The sequence below is a fragment of the Collimonas sp. NPDC087041 genome (assembly GCF_044745265.1).
GTDB lineage: Bacteria > Pseudomonadota > Gammaproteobacteria > Burkholderiales > Burkholderiaceae_D > Collimonas.
The window spans coordinates 450,402-472,701 of record NZ_JBIUZX010000003.1 but is presented as its reverse complement, the minus strand read 5'-3'; the positions used below and the strand labels follow the sequence as shown (position 1 = coordinate 472,701).

Genomic DNA, 22,300 nt, shown 5'->3' with positions numbered 1-22,300 from the left:
GCGGCGAACAGCTACAACGAAGAAAGAGCAATATGAAACGTGTCAGTCTTACGCAGCACCTGATCGAGCAACAGCGCTTGCACAACAGCATCCCGGCCGAATTGCGCCTGTTGATCGAAGTCGTGGGCCGTGCCTGCAAAACCATCAGCCATGCCGTCGGCAAGGGCGCACTGGGCGAAGTGCTGGGCAGCGCCGACAGCGAAAACGTGCAAGGCGAAGTGCAGAAGAAGCTGGATATCATTTCCAACGAAATCCTGCTCGAAGCCAATGAATGGGGCGGCCACCTGGCGGCGATGGCGTCGGAAGAAATGGAATCGATCCATCCGATTCCAAACCGCTATCCGCAAGGCGAATACATGCTGCTGTTCGATCCGCTCGACGGCTCCAGCAACATCGACGTGAACGTCTCGATCGGTACCATTTTCTCGGTGCTGAAAGCGCCGGACGGCATGAAGACGCCGACCGAACAGGATTTCATGCAAGCCGGCCGCAAGCAGGTCGCCGCCGGTTACGCGGTGTATGGCCCGCAAACCATGCTGGTGCTGACTACTGGCAATGGCGTGCATTGCTTCACGCTGGATCGTGAAATGGGTTCGTGGGTCCTGACCCAGCGCGACATGCAGATCCCCGCCGAGACCAAGGAATTTGCGATCAATGCATCCAACGCGCGCCACTGGCATCCGCCGGTCACGCGCTACGTCAACGAGATGCTGGCCGGCAGTACCGGTCCGCGTCAAAAGGATTTCAACATGCGCTGGATCGCCTCGATGGTGGCCGATGTCCATCGCATCCTGAACCGTGGCGGCATTTTCATGTATCCAGCCGATGCGCGTGAACCGGACAAGCCAGGCAAGCTGCGCCTGATGTATGAAGCCAACCCGATGGCCTTCATCGTCGAGCAGGCTGGCGGCGCCGCTACCGATGGCAAGCAGGCGATCCTGGATATCCAGCCGGAAAAACTGCACCAGCGGGTGCCGGTCTTCCTCGGTTCCAAGAGCGAAGTCGAACTGGTGACGCGTTACCACCAGGAGTAATGGCATGGGACGCGCTCGTGCCGTCCTGGTCGGGAACCGGCCGGGCCGGCGCGGGGCGTCAAGGCAGTGAGCGCCCAGTCGATGTAGAATTGCAGGCTGTCGGCATCAGCTGCTTGCAGTAACGATTATTTATATATACAAGAGGAATAGATTGAAAACAGCACTAATCGGAGATAAAGACGTCCCCGAATTTGATCACGACATCATGACCAATCTGCTGGTCACGACGGTGGAATTGAACATCGTCCGGCAAGAAGAGATGCTGATCGGCATCCGCAATGCAAAACAGGAAATCTACCGCGTTATCGGCGCTTCCAGCAGCAAGCAATACAACAATGCCTCGGAAGAGCTGGAAGATCTGGGTTTGAGCAATGAACTGGAAGAAGCTGATCGCGCCAAGAACGGCTACGATGCAATTTTCGGTTTGACCAAGTAAGTAGCACCAACTAAGCAGCACCAACTGAGCAGGAATTCAGATCCTGCCGATACTGCCGGTTCGATGAGCCGGCAGTGTTCATTACGACAACAAGGATTGTGCATGCCTGATCCTTGCTGCAATTCTGCCCCGGGTCTTTCAATCGTTGGCAGGGCGCCGACACCCCGCAATTCGTCCTCATTGCCCGAATTTCCCATCTTTAACATGATTCGTTAAGGCACGCTGCATCTGCTTCGACTAAATATGCAGAAATTGCCATTCTTGATATTCATTATATTTCCATATGGAAATATAATGGCGGCTGTCTTCATCCAGGGAAAAGAACAATGAAAGCAATCATCGCATTGGCGGTAATCACGATCATCATGATGGCCGTGATTGCCGTGCTGACCAGAGAGAAGCAGGCGACAGTGCAGAAGCGCCGCGAATACATCAAGAAAAAGCCACTGTCGAACAACGAGCAAGTCATGTATTGGCGCCTGGTGGGAGCACTGCCGGATCACATGGTGCTGACGCAGGTCAGCCTGGGCCGCTGCCTGGGCACCAAGGACAGCGCTGGCCTCGATACGCTGACGTCGAAGAGCCTGGATTTCGTGATTTGCGATAAAGCCAGCGATGTGGTTGCCGTGGTTGAGCTGGATAACAAGACGCACAATCACAAGACATTCAGCAAGGAAGACGAAAAAAAGTACAAGGCATTGAAAAATGCCGGCATCGACATCATCAGGTGGCGCGCCAGTTCGCTGCCAAGCGAAGCCGATATCCGCGAGCGGTTTACCTTGATGGATCCGACCAAGAAATTGCGTGTGGTGAAGCCCAAAACTCATCAGACCAGCATCTTCGGCATCGGCATTGGCAAATACCGGAATACCGGTGCCGGCTGACCAGCCACTCCGCGATCCGCCGCAGCAAGTCTAAGCGGTGATCACGCAATTACGCCCCATGCCCTTGGCGCGGTAAAGCCGTTCATCTGCCGCGCGGAATATCGTATCTATGCTGGTGCCGTCATGACCGAACTGTGAAACGCCGATGCTGACGGTAAGCGCCAGCCTGGGTATCAGGATGCTTTTGAATACGGCGTTTTCGGTGGCCGACCTGACCCGTTCGCCGATCGTCACGGCGACATCCATCGTGGTTTGAGGCAGCAGGATCATGAATTCCTCGCCGCCCATGCGGGCGATGCTGTCGTAGGGACGGATTGCATCCAGGCTCTGCTGCACGAATCCTTGCAGGACTTCGTCGCCGATCTGGTGGCCATAATGATCATTGATCGATTTGAAATTATCCAGGTCCAGGGCCAGTAATGAAAAGGGCAAGTTGTCACGCTTTGCCCGTGCAATCTCGGCGTCGACCCGTTCAATGAAATGGCGGCGGTTGGCGGCGCCGGTCAGCGAATCGGTCGATGCCAGGTGCGCCAGCATCTGGTTGCTGCGTTGCAGTTCCTGGATCGCGCTTTCCGTCTTGACCATCGCCATCGCCAGGCGATTCACCATTTCCTCCTGGCTGTAGACTTTGGCGAAGGAACGGGTGGTGTGGAAGGCCTGGATAATGCCATAGCTGAGGAAGAAGAATCCGCCGGCAAAGATGGCATGCGCCAGCCACCACATATGGTTCCATGGACGGCCGAGGATAAAGGCCAGTGACGACAGGCCGAACATGGAGATCGAAATGCCGAACACCGTCATCAGCGGCGAACGAATCCTGCCGATCAGCATCAGCGTGATATTGATCGCAGAAAAGACCAGCGCACCGCCCTCCATCGTCAGGCGCACCGCCGGATTGCCGGCAATCGGCGAGTACGCCAGGATGCCAACCAAGATATTGATCAGCAGGAATACGGCTATCCATGTCAGCCATCTGCGCGGCGCTGCACGCAGTTCCGGGCTATCAGCTTCCTGGTTGAACGATAACAAGCCAACCAGCAGCAGGATGGCCATCGCCAGGCGCGATGCGGGACCGTATAGCAGGAACAGCCAGATATTATGGTGCGCCATGCCGGTGAATGCGCCGTGCAGTGCGTAGATCGCGGTAAAGCCCAGGAAGCCCAGCGTCAGCCAGCGCAACAGCGGCTCCCCCGACGATTGGTAGCATCGCCAGCTCACATACGTGACAAATAATCCCTCCAGGGTAGCCCCGGCGATCGCGATTTCGTGAAACAGATGGTTCTCGAATTTGAGGGTCGGGTCCTGGAAAAAATACAGATAGGCGATCAGGACGATGGGAGACAGCGCAAACCCGGCCATCAGCAACTTCGCATACAGCTTGGTCACTCGACGGATTGCTTCCGGCCGTTCTCCGATTTTTACGCTCATGTCCATATGCATCCTTTGAAGCGATGATGGCTTGCTCATTGACGTGCCCATTTGGCGGCAGGTTGTCAGCTCAGGGCATTGCTCTGGAAAACAAATTCTTACGAGCAAGGTAACAAAGATTCGGGCCAGCGGGTAGGGGATCTGATGAATATTTCAACGTGCAGCCGCCATGCCGTTCATTTCTTAACTGAACGACATGATTATGCTACTGTGATTATTGACAGTTTTTCGGCTTGAGGGGCGGAAGGTCTGGGGTGTTGATCAGGAATGATCAGGCGCTTTTGGCCAACTGCGATCTCAATACAAACTTGCCTGCACCCGAGCCGGCAATTCGCAATCGTAGGCTTCCGCATCGAAGGCGCCGCCAGTGAGCCGTTTGTGCATGGCTCCCGGGCTTGGCAAGCGGCTGCGTTCCAATTGTTGCGCCGGGTCCCAGAGTTTTGAGCGCACCAGCGCCTTCGAACAATGGAAATAGGCCGCTTCGATGTTGACGATGGTGACTGTGCGCGGCAGTTTGCCATTGACCGCAAAATTTTCCAGCATTGCCGGATCGGCGGAGATTTCCGCGCGGCCGTTGACGCGTAGCGTTTCTCCGATGCCGGGCACGATGAACAGTACCGAAATACGCGAGTCGACGACGATATTGCGTAGTGTGTCGATACGGTTGTTGCCCGGACGATCCGGTATCGCCAGCGTACGTTCATCGAGGATCTTGACGAATCCCGGCGCATCTCCTTTTGGAGAGCAATCGGTGCCTTCCGGGCCGGCAGAAGAAATCACGACAAACGGCGAGGCGCTGACAAATGCCTGGTAATCCTCGTTCAGGAAATCAATTTCCTTCCAGACCGCGCGTTCATGTGGTTTGCCATAAATCTCTTCCAACTGCTCGACGCTGGTAAGCATGCTGTTTCTCCGGATTGGTTGGCAGCAATTTTACCAATTAATCGTCGTTTCCTCTGGATTGCGACTGCCGCGGCTTGTTCCTGGCGTTGGAAGTTGAGCAATCATGATGAGCGCGGAAAAATGGCTATAGCGTGATACTGCCGCGACCAATCTCGATGACCTTGCCGCCAACCTGGATCGCCTGATCGCTGCCGACAGTCAGATGAAGCAGGCAGGGACGTTGTACCGCAGCGCCTTGTTCAACCCGATATGCCGCCGGCAGCGCATGGTTGTTGGCGATCAGCCAGCCGCCCAGATTGGCGCAGGCCGAACCGGTGCCCGGATCTTCAACCACGCCGCCGCCCGGTTTCGCATAGAAATAACGCGACAAGACCCGGCCAGGCTGCGCGGCGTCAAAAGCAAACACATAAACGGTTTTGCGATCAATACTGTTTTGCGGCCAGGCCTCAAGGCGGCTGCTGTCGGGACGTGTCCGCCGGACCGCGTCGAGGCTGCGCAACGCCACCAGCATCTGATCGGTGCCGGTATCGACCCACAACGGCGCAGTCAGCAAATCGTCTTCGCTTAAACCGAGCAATGCCGCCATGTCCGCTTGTGTCAGATCGGCTGCGGCGGTTTTTGGCTGGTCTGGTGCAGTCAGGGTCCAGACATCGCCGTTGGCGCTTACCGGAACTACGCCAGCGTTGAGTTCCAGCGACAGCGTGGAACCGGTGTGCACGAGATCACGCACCACGTGTGCAGTGCCAAGCGTCGGATGGCCGGCAAAGCGCATTTCGTGGCCGGGTGTAAAGATGCGCACGCGCGCATCGGCGCGATCGGATGGCAGGATGAACGTGGTTTCCGATAAATTGAATTGCAACGCCAGGGCTTGCATGGTGGTGTCGTCCAGGCCGCGCGCGTCTTCGAATACGCACAGTTGATTGCCGCCGAAAGTCGATTCGGCGAAGACATTGAGGAGGCGATAAGCGTAGCTGGCCATGGAAATCCTGTGGTTCTGAAAGTGGGCAATGAAAGTGAGTAATTCTAGCAGGTGGATTGCGTCGCTTTCGGAGCGGGTGCCGCCATCCTTTCTCGGCCATGTGTCGGCGAGCGGTTTTTCGGGACACACCCTTGACATTGTCGCCAACTAGGCGCAAAAGTTATCTTTGTCCCGCTCCATCAAACCAAGGGGACAGCGAGGGCGCCAGAATGGACTGCGATTTGCCGGAATTGATCGAACTGGAACGCATCATGCAGGAGGGGAAACCCTACCTGGAGAGTCGGACTGTGTGCGAAGTCGAGATGAAAGGACATCGCTTTCCCGTCTATGCGCTGACGATCGGCAGCAAGGATCCGGAAGCGCCGGCGGTGGGATTCTTTGGCGGCGTGCACGGACTTGAGCGGATCGGCACCCGCGTACTGCTCTCCTTTTTACGCAGCTTGTTGAGCCGCTTGAAATGGGACGCGGCGCTGCATCAGCAATTGGCTTCGGTACGATTGGTTTTCATGCCGCTGGTCAATCCGGCCGGCATGTGGGACAGCACACGCTGTAACCCGCGAGGTGTCGACCTGATGCGCAACGCGCCTGTCGATGCCAGCGAGAAGGTCGCTTTCATGCTCGGCGGCCAGCGTTTCAGTTCGCGCCTGCCCTGGTATCGCGGCATCTCCGATGCACCAATGGAGGCCGAAGCCCAGGCCTTGTGCAGCGTTGTACAGGACGAACTGATGAGCCGTGAGTTCAGCATTGCGCTGGATTGCCATTCCGGCTTCGGCTTGAAGGACCGGATCTGGTTTCCCTACGCCCACAGCCGTACGCCGATTCCGCATCTGCCGCAAGTCCTCGCCCTCAAGGAGCTGTTCAATCAAACCTATCGCGAACACAATTATCTGTTCGAAGCGCAAAACAACCAATATCTGACGCACGGCGATTTGTGGGATTACCTGTATCTGCAATCGCAAGCCAGCGGCGACCGGGTGTTTCTGCCGCTGACGCTGGAGATGGGCTCCTGGCTTTGGGTACGGGAAAATCCGCGCCAGCTGTTTTCCCGCCTCGGCATGTTCAATCCAAAATCGCCCAACCGCCTGCAGCGCGTGCTGCGCAGTCACCTGGTGTGGTTCGAATTCCTCACCCGCGCGGCCGGCGCCCACCGCTATTGGACGCCGGACAGTCCCGGCTATCAGCAACAACACGGGATGCATCATGAGTAAATGGGTGTTCCTGCGCGGCCTGATGCGCGAGGCCCGGCATTGGGGGGATTTTCCAGACGTGTTCCGTGCGCTGCTGCCCGACGCTGACATCACGCTGCTCGACCTGCCCGGCAACGGCAGCCTGCATGCGTTGAGAAGTCCGATGCGGGTTGAGGAGATGACTGAAGCCTGCCGCAGGCAGCTCAAAGACCGGGCTATCGAACCGCCATACAATTTGTTTGCCTTGTCGCTAGGCGGCATGGTCGCTACCGATTGGGCAACGCGCTACCCGGAGGAAATCGATGGTTGCGTGCTGCTCAATACCAGCCTGCGCCCGATCAGTCCGTTTTATCGACGCCTGCGGCCCCGTAATTATCCGGCACTGCTCTCTCTTGGTTTATCGGGTTTTGGCCGGCGCCAGGTCGAGCGGCAGGAAAGTTTGTTGCTGGGCCTGACCAGTAATCAGCATCCACAGCAAGCAGAAGTGCTGGCAGCCTGGATCAGCTACCAGCGCGATCGTCCGGTCAGCCAGTGCAACGCTTTGCGCCAGTTGTGTGCGGCAATCCGCTACCGTGCCCCGGCCGGCGCGCCGCAGGTGCCGCTGCTGATCCTCGCCAGCGGCGCCGACCGCTTGATCGATCCCCACTGTTCGCAGCGTCTGGCGCAGCAATGGCAAGCGCCATTGGCGATGCAGGCGGCGGCGGGCCACGATCTCACGCTGGATGCCGGACCTTGGGTGGCGGAACAGGTGCGCGATTGGCTGGCGCGGCAGCGATTCACGCGGCGGGATACATCTGATCGCAAAGAGAGCACAATAGCCCCATGACATTATCCGATTCATAGCGATGAACGGATGATGTGAGGAGACTGTCATGTACAGCAAAATTTTGGTGGCGTACGACGGCACGCCGGAAAGCAAGTCCGCCTTGCACGAATGCATCTGCATCGAACCGCATGCCTCAGCGGTAATTCACCTGCTGGCGGTGGTCCAGCTATCCGCGTATGGCATGGCCGGCGGCTACGCGCCGGAGATCGCATTCACTACCAAGACGCAAATGATGGAACAGGAACTGGAGCGCGGCCGCGAGCAATTGGCGTCCGCCGGGCTGAAGGTGATCACGCACCTCAAGATTGGCGAGCCGGTTGACGTGATCGGCGCCCTGGCCGACCAGCTCGGAATAGAGCTAATCATCGTCGGCCATTCGCGCCGCAAGACATTTGCGATGCGCTGGTGGCGCGGGGCGATGGATGCGCTGCTGGTGGAGCGAGTCAAGAGCAGTATCCTTGTCGCGGTGCATGCTTAGGGCGAGAACCGCTGTGCCTGCGCTGTAGGTATCAGCTTGGCATCAACCCACCAGCAACTCCGGATCCCGATCAAGGCTGTAGCGTGTGAACACCCGGTTCAACGCCGGCAACGGCGCGACTTCCATTTCCCGTGCAGCCGGTTCCATGATGACCATGGCGACCGTGGCCGACAGATTATCGTGGCTGCCGGGACGTGGCGGCCGGCACACTGAATAGGGCAAGCCGAAGTTATCGAAAAAGGCGTCTTTCATCTGCTGGCGGCCGAGCTTGGGACCTGCTTCGTTCAGCAGCTTGCGCACGCGCCAGTCGCGGTAGTGGCTGTCGGGCGAGTTGGCGATGCCGAGATCGACCAGTTTGCCCAGCGCAACCTGGGACACCCAATGGTTCGCATGCACGATCAGACCATCATCGCCCGGATAGATAGGGAAGGATTCGTTGGTGGTGCATTCGAAGTCGATGCCGAAGCCTTCCGCCATGCCCAGCATGATGTTGTTGGAGCAGGATTTCGGTGTGGTCGCCACGGCTTTCATCGCTAGCGAAAAAATCTCCTGTTCCAGGACTTTGCGACGGATCAACGATAACGGTACGCCGAGTTGGGTGAAGTCGCGATCGGACTCCAGGTAGTTGGCGGTGATGGACACGCCCGCGCTGTTGAACCCGCTACGCGCCAGTCCGCCGGCTTCGACGAAGGTCAGGAAATCGGGGCCGTTGTCGTTACGCACGCGCAGCACGATGGAAGTATCGACACATTCGGCGCGCCAGTCCCAGTTCTGGCCATGGATCAGGTTGCCGGTGGCCGAGCGGCCGGGCAAGATCAGTGCGCCGGTACAACCATCGCCGGGTTCGTTGTCGACCGCCCTGACTTTCTCGGCGCGCGCCTTGGCCAGTACCTCGGTGCGGGCGTTGATCATCACGATGTCGGCCAGGTCGACATCGGCGCCTTTGGCGATACCGTTCATTTCGTCGATGTAGTGGGGCGCAAAGTCGCCGATCTGTTTGACAAAAAAATTTATCAGCTCTTTGCGTGCTTGCTCGCTGTAGCCGAGATTGACCAGCGTCTGTCCATACAGCGCAATGCTGCCGCGCACGCGGTCGGCGGCCTGCTGGCCGTATTGCACGCCGCGCTCAAACGGTGTGCCGGAAACGGAGATGAAAGGAAATTGTTGTATGGAGTTCATGGTCTTAAGCATTCATAAAATGAAATGGACAGGCGTGCGGCGGCCGGCGGCGATGCGTTGCCACAAAATAGTCCCTCCTCTGCAAGGAGGGCGAAAGGTTATGTGCAGTGGGACCCGGCGGAGGCGCTATTTGTCGGTCACGCGGGTGTTCCACATCAGGGGTTTGCTTTCCCACACCGAGAAGCCGCTCACACGCTTGCGCACGGCCCAGGAATCGGTGATGTTGTACAGCACGATCAACGGCGTCTTGGCGAGCATCAGCGCGTGTAGCTGATCGAACAGCACCTGGCGTTTTTTCGGATCGGACTCGGTGAAACTTTGGTCAATCAACTGCTGCGCGGCCGGATCGTCCCAGATCTTGCGCGGTTGCTTGGCCTTGCTGCCGGAGAATTGTTCATAGCTCAATGCCGGGTCCAGGCGGGAGGAATAGCTGAACGAACTCATCTGGAATTTGCCGCTGTTGTAACGGTCCAGTTGTGTAGCCCATTCCAGTACTTCAATCTGTGCATTGATGCCGACGGCTTGCATCATGGCCTGGGTCAGCACCGCAACCGTGAAGCTCGGCACCTGCGCGCGCTTGTTGGCCTGGATCACGATGGGTTGGCCTCGATAACCGGCTTGCAGCAACAACTGTTTTGCCTTGGTCGGGTTATAGGGGTAGGACTTCTTTTGTTCCGCGCTGTAGAACAATGACTTGTCGGTAATGGCAGAATTGTTGACGTGGGACAGTCCTTCCGAGGCGGCTTCAACGATCTGTTTCATGTCGAGCGACAGGGCGATCGCCTGGCGGATACGCTCGTCTTTCAACACTGGATCGTTGGTTTGCATCAGCAGCGTATTTTTACCCGAATCGATCGAGTTGAGCAGGCTCAGGTTACGGTCGGTTTTCAATTCCTTGACATCGGATGAGGTGACTTGGCCGACGTCGATGGCGCCAGACTGCAGGCCAGCCTTGGACGTCGACATGTCGGGCACAACCAAAAACTTGACCTTGGCCACCAATGGTTTCTTCAGGCCGAGATAGCCATCGACTTTGTCGCCGGGTGGCGACTGGTAATCGGCGAAGGCGCTCATGGTCACGTATTCGCCGCGCTTCCATTCTTCAAACTTGAAAGGTCCGGTGCCGATCGGCTTATCCCAGCTGCCATCGGCCTTGACGGATTTTTTGCTGATGACCGCAGTCATCGCGCAGTCGGTGCGCGCCAGATTGTCGAGGAACACCGCCGATGGCTTGTCTATCTTTAGTATGAAGGTCTGAGGATCGGGCGCGGTGGCCGATACCACCTTGGTGCCCGAGCGGCCGTCGAATTCCGTCAGGCAGCGCCAGTCGGTCTTGGGATTCATGTAGCGGTTCCAGCTCCACAACACATCGGCTGAAGTCATCGGATCGCCATTGTGGAACTTCACGCCGGTGCGCAGCTTGAAGGTATAGGTGAGGCCGTCCGGGCTGGTGCTGATGGAACGTGCCAGCAACGGCCCAACCGAGCCGTTATCGTGGTAGCCGACCAGGCCTTCAACCATGTTCAGCATGACGCCATCGGTGGTGTCGTCTCGATTTACCCCGGGATTGGTGGAGCGAATGTCGGCCGGTTGCGCGACGACGATTTGCTGCGACTGTGGAGTCTGCGCGCTTGCCGCGCCCGCGGCTAACAACGCGAGCGCTGCCGGTGCTGCAAGACGTGCTATGAACAATGTAGATCGCATGGCAAAGTTCCTTGAAAGATAACGGTTAAATCGCGGCGACTAGCGTATCGGGTTGGTCGAAGCGCCACTTGAGCTGCATGCCACCGCCGGGCACCGGGATCAGCGCCGGGATCGCCGATAGCAGCTGGCGGGTGTAGGGTTCTTGCGGTTGATCGAACACGGCGTCGCGGCTGCCTTGTTCGATGATCCTGCCGGCCTGCATTACCAGCACGCGGTCGGCAACTTGTTCGACCACGCCGAGGTCATGGCTGATAAAGAGACATGAAAAGCCGTAGCGATCCTGCAGTTCAGCGAAAAGCTCAAGCACCTGCGCGCGCACCGTCACATCCAGTGCCGAGACAGGTTCGTCGGCAATCACAAACGATGGATGGCGCACCAGTGCGCGGGCGATCGCCGCGCGCTGGCGCTGGCCGCCAGACAACTCATGCGCGTAGCGGTCGCCGTACTTGCCGTCGAGGCCGACCTCTTGCAGCATTTTTGCGACGCGCGCTTGCTTGTCGGCGTTCGACATGCCGTTGATCAGGCGCAGGCCTTCACCGACCAGTTGTGCAATCGTCATGCGCGGGTTGAGTGACGAGTAGGGATCCTGGAACACCATCTGGCAGTTGAGCCGATAGTCGCGCCAGCCCGGATCGCGGCGCTGGATGGATCTGCCCTTGAAGCGCAGCTCGCCTTCGGTCGGTTTGATCAAGCCTGCGATGGCGCGGCCAAGCGTGGTTTTTCCTGAACCGGAACCGCCGACGACGGCAACGATTTCCTTGGGTTGGATGGCCAGGTCAATGCCATGCAGCACGCGCTTGGCAGCAGTCTTCGAGAACCAGCGTTTGTGGCCGGGATAGTCAAAGACCAGTCCGCGCACTTCGACCACAGGATCGGCAGCCGGCAAAATGCGTGCGGGCTGGCGGCGCGGGATCGCTTCGAGCAGCTTGCGGGTGTATGGCTGTGAGGGTGTTGCCAGCAAGGTTGCGGTGTTGCCGGACTCGACGACTTCACCCTGCTTCATGACGATAATACGATCGGTGTAACGCGCGACCATGGGCAGGTCGTGGCTGATGAGCAGGACCGCCGTGTTGTGCTCGCGGGTCAGGTTGACCATGAGTTCGAGTACGTCGCGCTGGACCACGGCGTCTAGCGCGGTGGTAGGTTCGTCGGCGATCAGCAGTGAAGGCTCAAGCAACATCACCGAGGCCAGCATCATGCGTTGTCGCATGCCGCCCGAAAATTCGTGGGGCCAGGCGCCGAGCGCGGCCTTCGGGTCGGCAATGCCGACGCGGGCCAGCATGTCGAGCGCCAGCTCGCGTCGCATGGTTTTGCTCAACTGCGGACGATGCAGCGCCAATCCCTCATCGAGTTGGGCGCCGATGGTCGATGAAGGATTCAGCGACGTCATCGGTTCCTGGAACACCATGCCGATACGCGCACCGCGTAGCGAACGCAGACGCGCTTCGGTGACTTCTGCGAGATCTTCTCCTTCGAAAACTATGCGGCCTGCAGTGCGCACCAGCGGCAAGGGCGTCAGTCCCATGATGGCGCGCGCTGCCTGCGTCTTGCCGCTGCCGGACTCGCCAACCAGGCCGACGAATTCGCCGGGAGAGACCGAAAACGATACATCGCTGACGATCTGCCGGCCCTTGGCGCCGACGGCCAGCGTCAGACCGGAGACGTCGACCAGCTTGATATAGGGGAGGGTAATCGGCGCGCTCATTCCAGGCCTTTCATGCGAGGATCGAGCAGATCGCGCACGGCGTCGCCCAGGAAGTTGATGCCCAGCAGCGTGAGCGCAATGCACAGGCCGGGAAGGATAGACAGATACGTCGCTTGCGCCATGTAGGGCCGGGCCGAAGCCAACATATTGCCCCAGGTCGGCGCTGGCGGCGGCACGCCCAGTCCCAGAAAGGACAGCGAACTTTCCGCCAGGATGACCCAGCCGAACATGGATGTCGCCAGCACCGTGAGTGGCGCGATGCAGTTCGGAAGTACGTGGCGGATCATGGTGTACAGCTCGGAATTTCCCAGCACGCGGGAGGATTCGATGAACTCCTTTTCCCGCAACGACATCACGGTGCCGCGCACAATGCGGGTGACCGAAGGCGTGTAGGCCAGCCCAAGGGCCAGGATGATGCCGTACTTGTTGGCGCCAAAGACCGCAAGCAATGCAAGGGCGAGCAACAGGCCTGGAAAAGCAAGCAAGGCGTTGATGAAAGCCATCACGATGCGATCGAACCAGCCGCGTACGAAGCCGGTGACAACGCCGATAGCGGTGCCGACGCTGACGGCCAATAGCACCGTGAGGAAGCTGATCAGGATGCTGTTGGAGGCGCCGGCCATCAGGCGCGAGAGTTCGTCGCGACCGAATTCATCGGTGCCCAGCCACCAGTCGGTACTGGGGAGGTGAAAGCGGGCAGAGAAGCTGATTTGCAATGGATCGTACGGCGTCCAGAACAGGCCGATGATGGCCGCTGCCAGAATGATGCCGATCATCGCCAGTCCTATCAGCGTTTGCGGAGTGAGTAGTTTTTTCATTCGGCCAGTACCCGTGGGTCAAAGAGGGGATAGCACAGGTCAATCACCAGGTTGGTCAGCACATAGATCACCGCTACAAAAAGCAGGCAACCCTGGATGACCGGATAATCGCGTGCAAAGATCGCATCTACCAAAAGGCGGCCGAGGCCAGGAATGGTGAACACGGTTTCGACCACGGCAACACCGCCCAGCAGGTTGCCCAGCACCAGGCCGATCAAGGTCCAGGTCGGACCGAAGGAATTGCGAAACGCGTGATGCATTAGCACGGCGCGCTCGGACAGACCTTTGGCGCGCGCATGGGTGATGTAATCCAGCCGCAGCACCTCAAGTGTGCTGGCGCGCGCCATCCGGATGAGTACGCCGATCTCATGCAAGAACAGCGTCATGATCGGCATGACCAGGTACAGCAGGCCGGCCTTCCAGTCGCTTGCGACGGATACGTAGCCGACGACTGGCAGCCAATCCATCTTCAGGCCGAGGAACAACAACAGCAGCAAGCCAAGCCAGAAAGTCGGCAGCGACACCAATAGTGTGGCCGTGCCAACCAGCGCCAGGTCGGGCCAGCGATTCTGTTTCCAGGCCGCGATCATGCCGGCCGGCACCGCGACCAGAGCGGCAAAGAATACGGCGACCAGGACAATCTGCGCACTGACCAGGAAACGCGTCCAGACCAGATGCATGACAGACTCGCCAGTGGTGATTGAGACGCCCAGGTCGCCGTGCAATGCATGGCGGCCCCAGATGCCGAACTGCACCAGCCAACTCTGATCCAGGCCCAGGCGGCTGCGTAATTCAGCCAGCCGTACCGGATCGGCCAGATCGCCGAGCAGTAGTTGCGCCGGGTCGCCAGGGATCAGGCGGATCAGCACAAAAACAGCGACCGCAACGATGAACAAAGTCGGCAACGCCATGAGCAGCCGATTGAGCGCGAAACGAAACATGGTTTGAGGTCCAGTGTCGGTGGTGAGTGTGGCGCGGGGCGCGGCCTAGCAGGCCGTGCTACGGATCGTGCGCAGCGTGGCGGCGAAAAAATCCTGCACCTTGTCGACGCAGGCCAAGCCGTTGTGCGGAACGTTGTCGACCACATCGAGCGTCACCGCGACACCGGCAGCCTCAAAGGATTTGCGCAAGGTGTCGAGGCGCTCGGGCCGCGTACGGCCGGCATCGTTGGCGCCGGGCATGAAGAACTTGCCGCCTTCCTTGTGCGTGATTTCCCAGGTCTCTATATCAGCCTTGCCGACAATCATATGGACTGGCAATGTCTTCAGCACATCGAGATTCAGCGGCTTGCCAAAGCGGGTTTCAAAATTGCGTACGCCAACCCACCAGTCCTGGTTGACGTCGAGCAGCGTGACCGAGCCGGGCGCGCCGATCGACAGCGCCCACAGACGCTCGGGATGCAGGTAGCCGAAGCGGTTGACGAACTGACCACCACCCGAATAGCCGAAAAGTGCGAACTTGGAAAAATCGCAGCCGAATTTTTCGGCGACTTCATCGACCATGTCCAGCAGCACTTCGTCGTAATGGATGGCGCCTTCCCGCAGCTGCTTGAAACCGTCGCGGTTGCCATCGCCTAGCGGTCCGGCGGGAAACAGCGGGCACAGCACGATGCAGTCATTCCACTTGGCAAATTCAGCAAAGGCATCGCGATACTCAGTGAAGGCGCGGCCGGTGCCGTGCATCACGACGACCAGTTGCAGGGGGCGTGCGCTGACGTTACCAATGTGATGCGGCACGTAAGTGCAGTACGAAAACCGCGGGTCGCTGCGCGATGCATAGATGGTGCTGTGCCCCAGGTCGTAAATCGCGCGGGCACGCTGATCGGATTGGAGAGAGGGGGCCGCGGACGTTTCTGGCATGGGAAATCCTTTGCAATTGCGAACGGGAAGGCGCCGGCCACGGGCTACAGCGCACTTTTGTCAAAAGAAGAATTTTTGCGGCATGCATTGCTGTTGTTGAGTGCTTTGCGCTGGCATGCCGTCAAACTGCGATTTGATTATGTGGTAAAAAAAGGAAAATAAATATGCATAAATAGTTTAGTATTGCTAAATAAATTCTTTATCTTCGCCTTTCATTTTTTCTCGGGCCGCTAGCCTATGAGCAGCATCCGCTTTCTTCGTACTTTCGTGGCTGCGGCACGCGGCGGCTCGTTCGCTGCCGCCGCCGATCAGGTCGCGCTGACACAGGCTGCGGTTGGCCAGCAGATGCGTGCCTTGGAGGCGGAACTCAAAAGGACGCTCTTCGACAAGACCGGTCGCATCATGGTGCTGAGTCCGGCCGGGCATCTGCTGCTGCCGCGTGCAGAGAGCCTGCTGGCCCAATACGATGCGATGCGCCGCGAGGTGCAAGACCAGCAACAGATTGCCGGCAGCCTCAAACTTGGCTCCCTGATTACCGCCATGGGCCTGCTTTCCACGACGCTTGCGGAACTCAAATTGCGCCATCCGGATCTGGAGGTGGAACTGCGGGTCCAGGATCAGGCGCGGCTGACCGAAGGCGTGATCAGCGGCGAACTCGACGCAGCCATGGTGGTTGAGCGCCAATGGCCGGAAAGACCAGGAGTGCTGTGGACTCCTTGCTACGTCGAGACATTGACCGTCATTGCAAACTCAAGCGTCGCCACCCATGACACCAGCATCGCCAGTCTTTTTGCCGCGCATCCGTTCATACGCTTCGACCGGCTGACGCCGACTGGCGCTAACATCGATCGAGTCCTGCGAGAGATGCAACTGGTGCCCAAAGAATTCCTTGAACTCAATTCACTGCTTTCGATTGTCGAACTGGTGCGAAAGAACGTCGGCTTTACCATGGTTCCTTTGCTCAAGAACTTCGATTGGGAAAACGATCCTGGATTATGCGTACTGCATTTGCCGGGGAGGCCGGTTGCACGTCGCCTAGGCATGTTGGAAAGCGGACGCCGCAGCCATATTACTGGAGTGGTGCGCGAGGAACTGCTGGAGCATCTTAGCCGGATGAAGCCACGCGGCTGAGGTTCAGGAACAAATGGCCACTTGCTGCGCGAGTACCTGGCAGTCGCCGTTCATTCTTCATGCCGGATTCTCATAATTTCATCATCGAAAATCCCGATTTCATCGCACCCGGCTATCCCACGCTAGTAAAAAACGACACAATGCCAATACTTCATTTGCAAGGACGCACCATGGCTGTCATAGATAGATCCGGCATGCCGGCGAACCAGGATCAACTGCTTCCAGCGGATGTGTCGATGCGCAGCAGCACCTGGTTCGATCGTTCATCGAGCTATCCGATTTTCAGTTCGACCTGGTATCGATACCGTGTCATTTCTTCATTGTTTTACCTTGTGACCTTGGGAATCATTTTTTTCCTGATCGGATTCGCCGCCAAAAAGAGCTGGAAAGTATTGATCTTCACCGGCGGTTCGATCGAGATCGGCTTGGTGTTTTTGTTGTTATCCGGGATCGGCCTGGCGGTGCTGGTGCGCAGGCAGGCGTGGCCAGTGCGCGAAGAGGCGATTGGACTTGTCGCGGCCCTGCTGCTCGGTTTGCTGCTGACCTGCGGCGCTTTTTATGGCGGCAAATATTTGATCAAGCATGCACTCAATACCAACTCGGTGCATCTCTATTTTTCGGGTTCGTTAGAAGAAGAAAGCGCTGTCAATGCTGATGGCAAGGTGTTCGGCAGCCAAAGTGCGCCGCAACCAAAGGCGGATGCCGACTCGATGGTGCACACAATGGCGTCCGATATGATGAACGACGATCCGCCCTCCCTGGACACAATGATTACCGTGCTGAGCACGTTGGCTGCCGTGTTGTTTACTCTTCGCTTCGGTGGCGGCAAGGATTTGTGGATGTTTTTCCGGCAGCGCCGCAAGCTGGAAGAAGCGTTACTCCAACAGGAAGTGGAAAGAGTGAACGCAGCCCGCAATGAAGCGGAGTTGCGCTTGTCGGTCCTGATGGCGCAGATCGAACCGCATTTCCTGTTCAATACGCTGGCGGGCGTACGCTCGGCGGTTGTCTCCGAGCCGCAGCGGGCAACCGCGATTGTGGATCACCTGGTGGAATACCTGCGGGCCACGATACCGCAATTACGCAGCGACGGCAGCAGCGCCCAAGCCAGGCTTGGCGCCCAGCTGGCGGCGGCTCGCGCTTATCTGGCGCTGATGCGTGCGCGCATGCCGCGTCTCAATTACTCGGTTGAGGCTGACCCTGGCCTGCTGCGTGCTTCGATGCCGCCGCTGATGTTGATTTCCCTGGTGGAGAATGCCGTAAAACACGGCATAGAATCCAAAGTCGGGAGTGCGCGGATCGACGTTTATGCGAGGCAGATACGGCACAATGGCGCCGACGCAATGGAACTCAGCGTGCGTGACGATGGTATCGGTTTTAACGGCGCCACCGCAGGAAGCGGCATCGGCCTGTCAAATATCCGCGAGCGTCTTGCCGCCTTGTACGGTGACCGTGCCAATCTGACCCTGAAGGCATTGCCGGGCGGCGGTGTAGATGCAATCATATTGCTGCCGCTATCGATTTCTCCCCTTTGATGTTCCTCATTTAATCTAGCGAAAAAATGCCAACAGCGATTATTGCCGACGACGAGGATCTCCCCCGCACCGAATTGCGCCGCATGCTGGCCGATGTCTGGCCGGAGTTGCAGATCCTGGCCGAATGCGAATATGGCACAGAGGCGCTCGAGGCCATCCAGCAGCATCAGCCGGACATTGCTTTTCTGGACATACGCATGCCGGGTTTGAGCGGGCTGGATGTTGCCGAAGCAATCAAGGGAAATTGTCATGCCGTGTTTGTGACTGCGTACGATAATCATGCGCTGGAGGCCTTTACTGCAGCCGCAATGGATTATCTGCTGAAGCCGCTGTCGCGCCAGCGCTTGCAGGAAACGGTAAGCCGCTTGCAGGGACGTCTCGCAACGGACCAGCCGACGATGGATGTCGCCAAACTGATGAGGGAACTGGACAGTCGTTTGCGCTCCGCTGCGGCGGTTGAGCGGATACGCTGGATCAGCGCCAGCGTTGGCGATACGATCAAGATGTTTCCGGTCGAGAAAATCCTGTTCTTTGTTTCCGACGAAAAGTATACGCGGGTGGTCAGCAGCGATGACGAAGCGCATGTGCGCAAGCCCCTGCGCGAATTGATGGCCGGGTTGGACCCCGATCAGTTTTGGCAAATCCATCGCAGCGTGGTGGTGCGCGCCGATGCGATCGTCAAGGCTTACCGCGACGATGCAGGTAAAGTCACGGTGGAGCTGCGCGGTTCAAAGGAAAGGCTAAGGGTGAGCCTGGCGTATGCCTGGCGCTTCCGGCCGATGTGATGTTTTTTGATCGATTCCGTACTCTGTATTAAGTGCTGGCGCTGTAGTCGCCGGCTTCATCTTGCGCAGGCAATATTCTTTAGAATCGCTTAAATTGCCTAAGGTCTACCCAGGTAAGAGTTCAATCAGTCTGTTTATTTCAATGTAAAGCGGTGGTGGAATTAAATTCGTATTATGAATTTTGCTATACTTCGGCTTGCTTAAAAGACAAGAGGAGAATAAATGATCGCTTTAGACACCCTGGAAACATTGGTTGCGGCGTCGCTGGTATTGCTGTTGGGACGCAAGCTGGTTTCGTCTTCGAATTTCCTGAAAACCTATAGCATTCCCGAACCCGTGGTCGGCGGCCTGTTGGTGGCGTTACTGCTATTTGCATTGCGCGGAATCGGCGATGTCCAGGTAAAGTTCGATGGCAGTTTGCAAGGGCCATTGATGCTGGCGTTTTTCGCCACCATTGGCTTGAACGCCAATCTTGCCAGCCTGAAGGCCGGCGGTCGTACTCTGGTGCTGTTCCTGCTTGTGGTGCTGGGCTTGCTGATATTGCAGGATGCGATTGGCATTGGCATGGCCAAGATGATGGGACTCGATCCCTTGATCGGTTTGCTGGGAGCATCGATTTCCCTTTCCGGCGGACATGGCACCGGCGCTGCTTGGGGACGCGTGTTTTCCGAGCGTCACGGATTGGCCGCTGCCACCGAGATTGCGATAGCGTGCGCGACATTCGGCTTGGTTCTGGGCGGTTTGATTGGCGGCCCGGTAGCCGGATTCCTGGTGAAACGGGTGAAATTGCCCGCGGCGAAAGCTACTCAGGAAGAAGGCCAGGATGCCCCGCTGAGCTTTGAGCAGCCAAAGGCAGTGCAACTGATTACTGCGCAATCATTTATCGAAGCATTGGCCTTGATTGCAGTCAGTCTTACGGTCGGCACCATGATTGCCAATCAACTGAATGGCACGGCATTTGAATTGCCGACGTTTGTCAGCGTGTTGTTCGTCGGCGTCCTGTTGAGCAACGGTTTGTCGCTGGTGGTCGGCTACAAGATTTTTGAACGCGCAATCCTGGTCATTGGTAACGTCAGCTTGTCGTTGTTTCTGGCGATGGCATTGATGAGCCTGCGTCTGTGGGACCTGGCGTCGCTGGCCTTGCCGGTGCTGCTGATCCTGGCGGTACAGACGGTTGCGATGGCGCTGTATGCGGCCTTCGTCACTTTCCGCGTGATGGGATCGAACTACGACGCGGCGGTCCTGGCAGCCGGACATTGCGGTTTCGGGTTGGGTGCAACACCAACCGCAATCGCCAACATGCAAGCCGTGACCGACCGCTTCGGCCCGTCGCGCCTGGCGTTCCTGGTGGTGCCGATGGTCAGCGCATTCTTCATCGATATTGCGAATGCAATCGTGATCAAGCTGTTCCTGGCGCTGCCGATTTATAACTGACACCATTTCTGCGTCGAAGAAGCTGGGCATCGCACACTTCTTCGACGCAGCATCGGTCTTTCATTTGGCCGAAAATCGGGAATGGCGAGGCCTTGCCGTCGCCTGGCGTTTTGTACTATACAATTCGCTGTTCCCCCAATTTCCCCGCCTCTTCGAAGTGATCCTTTCCGCAATGACCGATATTTCCCAGCAAGATCCTGATTTTCCCGTTGAACCTGAAGCCGTTGACAGCTACGTTATCCAGGAGCCGCGTCTCTGGCGCGATGATGGCTGGACCGCGCGCATCATCAAGAATGACGATGACGACGGTTGGGCGGTGGCGATGATCAAGGATGGCGAGCCGGAACCCGCACTGGTCGGCCCGTGGACCATGGGGCGCGACAAGAAGAATCCGAAACCGCTGGATCCATCGGCGTTCATCACGCTGGTCAAGACGGCCACCGAATTCGTGCGTCGCCATGAACAGCAACTGCACGCGATGCTGCACAAGAACATGACCGTGAGCGACGGTGCGGCAACGTACAACGTGACGCTGGACATCGTTCCCGACGATGATTTCCCCTATGCATTGCTGAGCGCGCGCGATGAAGACGGCGAACAAGTCGCCCAGGTGCGCGTGGCGCCGACTTTCAAGCTGAGCCAAAGTAGCGCCAGTGCCTGGGTCGAGAATGGTTTCCGCAAGCCGGGCTAATGTGTTGCGGGTGTTGCAGGCAGCGCGTATCGATACCGGATTATTAGGGCGTGTGCAGGCCGAACAGAAAAAATTAGGATTGTGCTTGGAGCGGTTCGCGTAAAACCTTATACTGTGTATTTATACAGTTTTTGGTGAGCAATGCCGCACAAGCTTCGTTTGTTTTTTGTTTCCCTGTTTCTTCTCAGTTCCACCGCTTTTGCCACAGATTGTCCTTCTCATTACGCCGGCGGCCAGGCTCCCAGGATTCTCAATGACAAGCTGGCACGCCAGACCCAGGAGCTTTGCTTCCAGGCTTTTGTCGTCATGCATTCCGGGATTACCCGCACGCCGCTCTGGTCGGCCGAACATTTAACGCGCAATAACATTGACGCGGCGCGGAGCCTATCGCGTGAAAATTCCTTTCATCCCGAGCCGGCGTTGCTGATCAGCGACCGGGCGGAGCTGAAGGACTACGCGCGCTCCGGCTTTGATCGCGGCCACATGAGCCCGAATGGCGACATGGCGAACCGGACTTCGCAGTACGAAAGTTTCAGCCTGGCCAACATGATCCCGCAAAATCCGCAGAACAACCGGCATGTCTGGGCTGCGATCGAAAGCGCGGTGCGCAACATGGCGGTCAACGACGGTGAGCTGTACGTGATTACCGGGCCGGCGTTCCTCGGGCAGGAGTTGCAGAAGGTGGGTAACGTATTGGTGCCGACTTATATCTATAAAGTCGTCTATAGTCCGAAGAGGCAGCAGGCCGCTGCTTATTTCATCAAGAACGAGGATACTTCCCACTACGAACAGATGTCGGTCACGCAGCTGGAGAATACCTTGCACATCAGCTTGCTTCCCGGCGTGGCCAAGCATGTGAAGGATGTGGCGATGAAATTGCCCGGAGCGAGCATGCGTGGCGAGCGCGCCAGCCCCGAAAAGAAGGCGGAGCCGGTGGCGCAGCAGGTCAAGAAAATGGAAACGGACCTGTTGACAAGAATGCTGAACGATTTCTTGAAAATGTTGATGAATTTCATAACCAACCTGATTCAGAAAGGAATGTCCCATGTCTAAATTTACGCCATTCGCAGATGAAAGCGCGACCTTCGCCATCGGTAAATTGAACGTTGAAAACCGCCTGGACCGGGTCAGCCTGTTCGGCGATCTCGATTTGACGTTGGATGCACGCGGGCTGGAGCAAGCCAAGGCGTTGCAGGCGCTGGTCAACCAGGTGATCGGTGAAATGGAAGCGCGGACGCTGCCCGATGTGTTGCCGACGGCGCCGGTGGTGAAGGTCAGTAATCCGTTTTAATCAACGTATCCATGAA

22 protein-coding genes are annotated in these 22,300 nt (G+C 57.7%); 13 read left to right on the top strand and 9 right to left on the bottom strand.

Annotation, left to right across the window (positions count from 1 at the left end):
- The first annotated feature begins 32 nt into the window (after window positions 1-32).
- The 3 genes from ACIPF8_RS08100 (at window position 33) to ACIPF8_RS08090 (ending at window position 2,354) form a co-directional block, all read left to right on the top strand.
- A complete protein-coding gene (locus ACIPF8_RS08100; RefSeq protein ID WP_400419331.1) occupies window positions 33-1,034 on the top strand; it encodes a class 1 fructose-bisphosphatase in 1,002 nt (333 codons plus the stop codon).
- Between the two features lie 151 nt (window positions 1,035-1,185).
- Complete coding sequence (locus tag ACIPF8_RS08095) at window positions 1,186-1,470, top strand: hypothetical protein (protein ID WP_400419328.1); 285 nt, start codon at window positions 1,186-1,188, stop codon at window positions 1,468-1,470.
- Between the two features lie 326 nt (window positions 1,471-1,796).
- A complete protein-coding gene (locus tag ACIPF8_RS08090) occupies window positions 1,797-2,354 on the top strand; it encodes a DUF2726 domain-containing protein (protein ID WP_400419326.1) in 558 nt (185 codons plus the stop codon).
- A 30-nt stretch (window positions 2,355-2,384) separates the two neighbouring features.
- Here the strand turns inward: ACIPF8_RS08090 and ACIPF8_RS08085 are convergent, their stop codons facing one another.
- The 3 genes from ACIPF8_RS08085 to ACIPF8_RS08075 all read right to left on the bottom strand — a co-directional run bounded on the left by ACIPF8_RS08085 (window position 2,385) and on the right by ACIPF8_RS08075 (window position 5,664).
- Window positions 2,385-3,788: a GGDEF domain-containing protein gene (locus ACIPF8_RS08085; RefSeq protein WP_400419323.1), complete on the bottom strand. Its 1,404-nt coding sequence runs from the start codon at window positions 3,786-3,788 to the stop codon at window positions 2,385-2,387.
- A gap of 291 nt (window positions 3,789-4,079) precedes the next feature.
- The gene (locus ACIPF8_RS08080; protein WP_400419320.1) at window positions 4,080-4,685 is read right to left on the bottom strand and encodes a pyridoxamine 5'-phosphate oxidase family protein; all 606 of its coding nucleotides are present in this window, start codon (window positions 4,683-4,685) and stop codon (window positions 4,080-4,082) included.
- Between the two features lie 124 nt (window positions 4,686-4,809).
- Window positions 4,810-5,664: a PhzF family phenazine biosynthesis protein gene (locus ACIPF8_RS08075; RefSeq protein WP_400419317.1), complete on the bottom strand. Its 855-nt coding sequence runs from the start codon at window positions 5,662-5,664 to the stop codon at window positions 4,810-4,812.
- 209 nt (window positions 5,665-5,873) lie between these two features.
- Here ACIPF8_RS08075 and ACIPF8_RS08070 point away from each other — a divergent pair, with 209 nt between their 5' ends.
- From ACIPF8_RS08070 to ACIPF8_RS08060, 3 genes are read left to right on the top strand one after another with little or no spacing between them, the layout of a single operon-like run.
- Window positions 5,874-6,872, top strand: a complete 999-nt coding sequence (locus ACIPF8_RS08070; protein ID WP_400419314.1) for a M14 family zinc carboxypeptidase — start codon at window positions 5,874-5,876, stop codon at window positions 6,870-6,872.
- A complete protein-coding gene (locus ACIPF8_RS08065) occupies window positions 6,865-7,677 on the top strand; it encodes an alpha/beta fold hydrolase (RefSeq protein WP_400419311.1) in 813 nt (270 codons plus the stop codon). Before ACIPF8_RS08070 ends, ACIPF8_RS08065 begins: the two co-directional genes overlap by 8 nt.
- A gap of 46 nt (window positions 7,678-7,723) precedes the next feature.
- Window positions 7,724-8,155 (top strand): universal stress protein, encoded by a 432-nt coding sequence (locus tag ACIPF8_RS08060; RefSeq protein ID WP_400419308.1) that lies wholly within the window; start codon window positions 7,724-7,726, stop codon window positions 8,153-8,155.
- Between the two features lie 42 nt (window positions 8,156-8,197).
- Here the strand turns inward: ACIPF8_RS08060 and ACIPF8_RS08055 are convergent, their stop codons facing one another.
- The 6 genes from ACIPF8_RS08055 to ACIPF8_RS08030 form a co-directional block, all read right to left on the bottom strand.
- Window positions 8,198-9,334 (bottom strand): C45 family autoproteolytic acyltransferase/hydolase, encoded by a 1,137-nt coding sequence (locus ACIPF8_RS08055; protein WP_400419305.1) that lies wholly within the window; start codon window positions 9,332-9,334, stop codon window positions 8,198-8,200.
- Window positions 9,335-9,460: 126 nt separating this feature from the next.
- The gene (locus tag ACIPF8_RS08050) at window positions 9,461-11,038 is read right to left on the bottom strand and encodes an ABC transporter substrate-binding protein (protein ID WP_400419303.1); all 1,578 of its coding nucleotides are present in this window, start codon (window positions 11,036-11,038) and stop codon (window positions 9,461-9,463) included.
- A gap of 25 nt (window positions 11,039-11,063) precedes the next feature.
- Entirely contained in the window at window positions 11,064-12,743 is a 1,680-nt protein-coding gene (locus tag ACIPF8_RS08045; protein WP_400419301.1) for an ABC transporter ATP-binding protein, read from the bottom strand.
- Window positions 12,740-13,561 carry an ABC transporter permease gene (locus tag ACIPF8_RS08040; RefSeq protein ID WP_400419298.1) on the bottom strand — a complete coding sequence of 274 codons (822 nt, stop codon included), beginning with the start codon at window positions 13,559-13,561 and terminating at the stop codon, window positions 12,740-12,742. Before ACIPF8_RS08040 ends, ACIPF8_RS08045 begins: the two co-directional genes overlap by 4 nt.
- Window positions 13,558-14,502: an ABC transporter permease gene (locus ACIPF8_RS08035; protein ID WP_400419296.1), complete on the bottom strand. Its 945-nt coding sequence runs from the start codon at window positions 14,500-14,502 to the stop codon at window positions 13,558-13,560. Before ACIPF8_RS08035 ends, ACIPF8_RS08040 begins: the two co-directional genes overlap by 4 nt.
- Before the next feature lie 45 nt (window positions 14,503-14,547).
- Window positions 14,548-15,420 carry an alpha/beta hydrolase gene (locus tag ACIPF8_RS08030; protein ID WP_400419294.1) on the bottom strand — a complete coding sequence of 291 codons (873 nt, stop codon included), beginning with the start codon at window positions 15,418-15,420 and terminating at the stop codon, window positions 14,548-14,550.
- A gap of 237 nt (window positions 15,421-15,657) precedes the next feature.
- Between ACIPF8_RS08030 and ACIPF8_RS08025 the strand changes: the two genes are divergently transcribed.
- From ACIPF8_RS08025 to ACIPF8_RS07995, 7 genes are all read left to right on the top strand, one after another.
- Window positions 15,658-16,551: a LysR family transcriptional regulator gene (locus ACIPF8_RS08025; protein WP_400419291.1), complete on the top strand. Its 894-nt coding sequence runs from the start codon at window positions 15,658-15,660 to the stop codon at window positions 16,549-16,551.
- 170 nt (window positions 16,552-16,721) lie between these two features.
- Complete coding sequence (locus ACIPF8_RS08020) at window positions 16,722-18,083, top strand: sensor histidine kinase (protein ID WP_400419288.1); 1,362 nt, start codon at window positions 16,722-16,724, stop codon at window positions 18,081-18,083.
- 26 nt (window positions 18,084-18,109) lie between these two features.
- Window positions 18,110-18,868 (top strand): LytR/AlgR family response regulator transcription factor, encoded by a 759-nt coding sequence (locus ACIPF8_RS08015; protein ID WP_400419285.1) that lies wholly within the window; start codon window positions 18,110-18,112, stop codon window positions 18,866-18,868.
- Between the two features lie 222 nt (window positions 18,869-19,090).
- Window positions 19,091-20,302: a sodium/glutamate symporter gene (gltS, locus tag ACIPF8_RS08010; RefSeq protein WP_400419282.1), complete on the top strand. Its 1,212-nt coding sequence runs from the start codon at window positions 19,091-19,093 to the stop codon at window positions 20,300-20,302.
- 172 nt (window positions 20,303-20,474) lie between these two features.
- Window positions 20,475-20,993 (top strand): hypothetical protein, encoded by a 519-nt coding sequence (locus ACIPF8_RS08005; RefSeq protein ID WP_400419280.1) that lies wholly within the window; start codon window positions 20,475-20,477, stop codon window positions 20,991-20,993.
- Window positions 20,994-21,134: 141 nt separating this feature from the next.
- On the top strand, window positions 21,135-22,046 hold the full coding sequence (locus tag ACIPF8_RS08000) for a DNA/RNA non-specific endonuclease (RefSeq protein WP_400419278.1): 912 nt from the start codon (window positions 21,135-21,137) through the stop codon (window positions 22,044-22,046).
- Window positions 22,039-22,284, top strand: coding sequence for a hypothetical protein (locus ACIPF8_RS07995; RefSeq protein WP_400419275.1), 246 nt, complete (start codon window positions 22,039-22,041; stop codon window positions 22,282-22,284). The genes ACIPF8_RS08000 and ACIPF8_RS07995 overlap by 8 nt, the downstream gene beginning before the upstream one ends.
- Window positions 22,285-22,300: the final 16 nt, after the last annotated feature.